This window comes from Bacillota bacterium (genome assembly GCA_040754675.1).
Taxonomy (GTDB): domain Bacteria; phylum Bacillota; class Limnochordia; order Limnochordales; family Geochordaceae; genus Geochorda.
Window position 1 is genome coordinate 1 of sequence record JBFMCJ010000368.1, and the last position, 4,220, is coordinate 4,220.

The window sequence follows — 4,220 nt, forward strand, 5'->3', positions numbered from 1 at the left end:
CACGCCCAAGCCGGAATTGGAAAACCAGAAGCCCCACATTTTCAAGCGCTGAGCGCCAACCGTCAAATGCGGTAGTGACATTCCCCCAGCCTGTCACTTGCTGCTCAATGGTCACCCCGATCCGTTTGCGCTCGCGGCGGGCAACAATCTCGGGATCCTGGGCTACTGTCGCGTGAGGGAAATCACGGGCGGGCATCCCCATTTCCTGACTAAGCCATGAGGCAAAGGCCTGTAGGGAACGCGCCCGACGTAGCCAGCGAGCCTCCCTTTCGGTAAGGCTGCGTGCATCTTCGCCGGGTGGTTGCCTTAGTTCCACTACCCCAGCAGGCTCGACAGGCGGCTTGGGAAGGAAGAACACCGACGACGGCCGCTTGAGGATGCTAACCATACGGTTGAACTGCGTCTTAGTGGGAAGTGCCGCGCCCGCTTCCCAACTGCGAACCGTCTCAACACCAACCCTCATTTTCTCGGCAAACGCCTGCTCTGTAAGGCCTGCGGCGCTGATGGCCCACTCCAGAACGGCACCACTAATTGGTACTTCCGTAGGCCTTCGCAATTCGGATCATCTCCTCCTCTAACGGCCAGCGGCCCGCCCACTCTTGATCCTATGGCTGAGTACAGCATCCCGTTCGCACCAGTTCTCCTCCATTAAGCCTGCCGCACGGATGACGGACTCCCGGCCCTCCGCAGCGCTCGAGCCAAGACTGGTAGTGCTAGGCGGAAAACAAGCGCATCGTTAGCACCCGCAACGTCTAGTCTCTCCCAACCTCCAGGGCAGACGTACCCAAGGATCATGCGCCCTGGGTACATTTCCCTTGGCGAACCCATGCGCCCATTTGAGGAGGGTGCGGAGGAAGGAGAGGGGCCGTCGAGGGGGGCGGAGAGGAGGGCGGCGTGCCAGTTGAAGAGGCGGTGATACTGGAAGGTGCGCTTAATGCCGTCGCAGGTGGTTAGGTCGATGAGAAAGGCCAGCGTGGCATCGTCCACCCCGGGGGCAAGTCGCCGCCACCCACCCCGATGTCATGCCCGGGCACCGACCTTCCCCAGCGATCACACTCCGCCAGCAGCCCCGCAGTCAGGTCGTCCCCGCCACAGCGCCGGTCGATACCACAGCAATCTCGGCCACCTGGAGTCCGTAGGACACACAGCCGCCGGGACAAGCTCTTCGGTTGCCGGGCACACCGGTGCCTCCGAGCAAACGGGTGCTTCGCTCGTGGGCGACTCCCGCCGACTACCGAAGGCACGGAACCGTCTCATTCAATGGGCCGCAATGTGACTCTGTCGGAGAGACCTTCGCGGTCGAGCCAGAGGGCAACGTTGGGACGCAAGTCGGGAGGAACACCGATGATCAGCGGAAAGTACCGGGTCAGCCTCCTCAGATAACGCTTTTGCCACCAGCCGAAGAACCGGAGCGCCACGACAAGACAGGTGACGCCGCCTGTGGAGGTATGCCTAAAAAGTTTGGGGGGTCCTATCCGGTGTTGCCTGCACAGGGCTTCTGAGAGTGCGTCGACCTGGTACCCCTCTTCTCGCAACTGTCGCGTTAGTTCTGTCAGCAGGGCTTCACGGTCGCGCCCGCCCAGGACGCGGCGGTACACGCGTTCCTGCACTACCCACACACCCACGAAGGCAAGTGCTGATACCACGAGCCACAGCCATACGGGGAGGCGCGTAATCAAACAACAGCAGTACGTGGCGGCCCCCGCCCCCATGGCAGCGGCGACATTGTTGGCGAAAATGACGGTGCGGGCGCGGGCGTAGTTGACGCCAGAGACGTTGAGGGCGGGGAGCCAGCCCGCCGGATGCCTGAGGTACCGGCGGACCGGCTCGTCCCCGGGGAGCTTCTGGCCGGCGAAATACCTCCGGATGGCGATGCGGGCGTTCTGCTCGTTGTTCGAATTGACCCGGATGCGCAGGTATGCGGAGAAAACAAACCACCCTACGACAAGGACGAAGAGTGACCCGAGCATTGCCACGCCGGCGGCAGCGATAGGCGCTAACCGCGATTCGCCCCTTCCGCCTGCGGTCGGCCCAAGTACGAGGTAGCCCGTCAGCCCAAGGAGTGCGGTGAGGATAGACAGGTAGAAGTTGATCATGCGGTCGCGCTCTTCGAAGCCGGCCCTCATGTTTTCCCCTGCCTCGCGGAACTCCTCAAGGAGGAATTGCTCGGCAGCGGTAAGATCTGACGGCCTGGCCGGACCATTCGGCCGGAGGGACAAGCTTGCCCCCTCCAGGCCTCCCGCATGGATGAGGGAACCGAGCCCGAGTACGCCAGCGAGCCCTGGCGCAGGGCGGCCGTCGTCGTGTGAAGCGGTCGCGTCAACCGGCGAAGCGGCCATGGCGGCCACCGGAAGGGAAATGCCAGGGGCCGCCACCGCGTCCATGGGATGGGAAGTGTCCCGGGCAGCGGCCTCCGCCCCGGGAGGAAGAGGTGTGCCGGTGAAGGGGTCACGGCCAAGGGCAATCGCCACAGTGCGGGCCGTTAGTTCGAGCCCGACGGCGTTGCAAGGATCCTGCTCACGCACCTCAAGGGTCACGGGGCCGAGGAAGCCTCCGGCATCCAGAGCACGAAGAAGCGGAAGCACGTCCGACACATCGGCGAATGGAGCCCCATGCTCGGCATCGGAGTCCGCCAGCCCGATCGCATTTGCAAGATGCACAACAGCCGTCAAGGGGGACAGCGTGGCGATGAAAGCCTCGGGCGTAAGGCTCGCGTGTTGAGCCACGTCCTCCTCAGTGAAAAGGGCGAAGGGCTGCCCGAAAGATGCCATCCACCGCAGGCCTCGACATACCGTGAGGAGGTGAACTGTGTCGAGGGCAATTCGCAATTGCACACTATCCCCGGGGGCATTCCGCGCGGACACCCGGCTCAGCACATCGACTGAATCTTCCGGGAGACGGCCCGCCACGGCGACGACCGACTGCTCGGGCGTCCAGAAGCCAGGCCTGAACAGGGGCTTATTCTCGAGGCACAGGACATACGAGGCACGCGTCCGTCGGGCTCGTTCTTCACAGAACTCGGCGAGAGTCAGCAGTGACCTGGATGCCTGCTCCAGAGCCTGCTGACGCAGGCCAGGAAGGCCGAGTTCGCCGTGCAGCGGCCTGTGTCCCGCGCGGTTGAGCCCGAGGTCAGCGAGGCGCACGTCAGTGCCCCAGTGGATGATAACGTAACGCGGCCGACCAGGAGGAATAACCCGGTCGGCCAGCGCCACGGTCTTCCTAATCAACTCGAGGGAGAGCCGCTCTCGCCGCTCATCGGGGGAACCGACGCCGCACGGCCCAGCAGCGTCAGGTAACTCCGTGGGTGAATGGACGACCAGGACCCTCAAGCGGGCCTCCGCGAGGGTACCAAGCGCACGGTCGTGCACCGACTCTTCCACCACGTCAGCCGTGGTGTGGAGTTCGAGGGACACGGCACCCCTGCGGCGACGGTCGAGGAGTTGGGCAGGGTCGGGGGCCGCCTTAGCCAGGAACTCGCTTCCCTTGAGCAGGTGCGCACAACGCTGCCCGTCGGCGTATCGGGGTTCTACTGGAGGGGATCGATCACAGCCCACCTTCCACCCCATCCTCCGGTCAAACGCGCATAGCTGCAAGCAGACGAAGGTCGGTCACACCCCACAACGGGCGGGGCACCAGATCCGAAGGCAGCCACTACCGCTGGAACAGGTACGAGCCTTTAATGTCAGCATGGCAATTCCAGGATGTACGGTGCGATCTGCCGCTCGCCCGCATGGTCCTTCAGCCAAGTCATGTACTCCTCAGGCACGGGCACGCAGAGCTAGACGCACGATGTCGCCGAAAAACGGGAGGATCTTCCCCCAACAGCTTCTGAGCATACCAACTTCGGCAACGCGGCCAGAATGTAGCAGCCCCAGAATGAAGCTTGCACATTGCACTGTGTTCCTCAGACCCCGCTCCCCAGGATTGAATCTTCCGCAGGAGCCACGGGTACGCAGATCAGCGGAGGGACGGCGGTTTGGGGGCCATGCCGGTGCAGGCACCGCGGTCGGGGGATGAATCGGTGCAGGGACCCCGGTTGGGGGGTGATCGCGGTGTAGGCACGAGGCATAGGGGTGTAGGGACCGCGGTTGGAGCAGGCATCGGAGTGCAGGGACCCTGGTGCGGGCAGGGATCGGGGTGCAGGGACCCTGGTGCGGGCAGGGATCGGGGTGCAGGGACCGCGATCGGAGCAGCCATCGGGGTGTAGGGACCGCGGTTGG

The 4,220-nt window shown here is 64.0% G+C and carries 2 protein-coding genes; both read right to left on the reverse strand.

Annotation, left to right across the window (positions count from 1 at the left end):
* Positions 1 to 556 (reverse strand): hypothetical protein (locus AB1609_16985; protein ID MEW6048142.1); only part of this gene is annotated, 556 nt, incomplete at its 3' end.
* A gap of 697 nt (positions 557 to 1,253) precedes the next feature.
* Positions 1,254 to 3,554, reverse strand: a complete 2,301-nt coding sequence (locus AB1609_16990; protein MEW6048143.1) for a hypothetical protein — start codon at positions 3,552 to 3,554, stop codon at positions 1,254 to 1,256.
* Positions 3,555 to 4,220: the final 666 nt, after the last annotated feature.